Origin of the sequence: Kamptonema sp. UHCC 0994 (genome assembly GCF_029167235.1) — a bacterium.
Classification (GTDB): Bacteria; Cyanobacteriota; Cyanobacteriia; order Cyanobacteriales; family Microcoleaceae; genus Kamptonema.
This window is the reverse complement of the sequence record NZ_JARFTR010000044.1, coordinates 1-1,020: the sequence shown is the minus strand read 5'-3', so window position 1 is coordinate 1,020 and position 1,020 is coordinate 1. Positions and strand designations below refer to the sequence as shown.

The following is a 1,020-nucleotide window of genomic DNA, read 5'->3' as shown; positions in this document are numbered from 1 at the left end:
GTTCATGAACCGCCCAGAGGGCGGCGTTACCAGCAATATCTAAGGTATATTTAAACTGATTTGCCCCGAAATTGAAAAGTTATAGTTTCACCTTTCCATGAAAATATCCTCTATTTGGCATCAACGGCATCGCCTGCAAGTTTTCTCACTAGCAGCACTTTTAATAGTTTGCCTGACTTTAATCGGTTGTTCGCCCTCCGCCCAATCAGCTAACAATACTCAACAACCTGATGGTAAATTAAAAGAGCAAGTCTTGCAAATTATCCGCGAAAATCCCGAAGTAATTTTGGAGTCAGTACAGGCGTATCAGCAGCAACAACAGGATCAATTGCGATCGGCTAGACAGTCATTTTTGCAGCAGGTAAAAACTAATCCTAAAGCTGCGATCGCAGATTCTCCTACTACTGGTTCACCTTCGCAGAAACTTGTCCTCATAGAATTCTCTGACTTTCAATGTCCGTTTTGCAGCAGAGCTCATAATACTGTCAACCAGTTCATGGCAAAACACCAAGACAAAGTTACCTTAGCATTCAAACATTTTCCCCTGATTAAAATTCACCCGCAAGCATTACCAGCAGCAAAGGCAGCTTGGGCGGCTCAGCAGCAAGGGAAATTCTGGGAGTATCATAACGCTTTGTTCGAGCAACAGAAACAGTTAAGCGAAGAGCTGTATGGTGCGATCGCCAAAAATCTGAATCTGAATTTAGAGAAGTTTAATAACGACAGAAATAGCCCCGCCGCTGAAGCCGCTATCGAGAAAGACATTCAAATCGCTCAAACATTAGGAATTGACGGCACTCCCTTCTTTATCTTGAATGGTGAAACCTTCTCTGGGGCTGTCGAATTATCCGAAATGGAGACAATTCTAGCGAAAGTTTCAAAGTAATTGTTAACTGTTAACTGTTAACTGTTAACTGTTAATAAATTGCTAATTACCAATTAAAAGTAGTAGCTAGTCAATTACAAACTGCGATGGGATTTACGAAAAACTTTTAGTAACGCCGCCCTCTGGGCGGTAAC

Annotated in this window: 1 protein-coding gene; it reads left to right on the top strand. The window is 41.9% G+C overall.

Annotated features, from left to right (window positions below; genetic code table 11):
* The first annotated feature begins 97 nt into the window (after positions 1-97).
* The gene (locus PY364_RS03845; protein WP_275520774.1) at positions 98-886 is read left to right on the top strand and encodes a thioredoxin domain-containing protein; all 789 of its coding nucleotides are present in this window, start codon (positions 98-100) and stop codon (positions 884-886) included.
* Positions 887-1,020 lie beyond the last annotated feature (134 nt).

Excerpts from the sequence above, each read along its gene's own strand:
- PY364_RS03845 (WP_275520774.1), top strand. The coding sequence starts at position 98 with ATGAAAATATCCTCTATTTGGCATCAACGGCATCGCCTGCAAGTTTTC.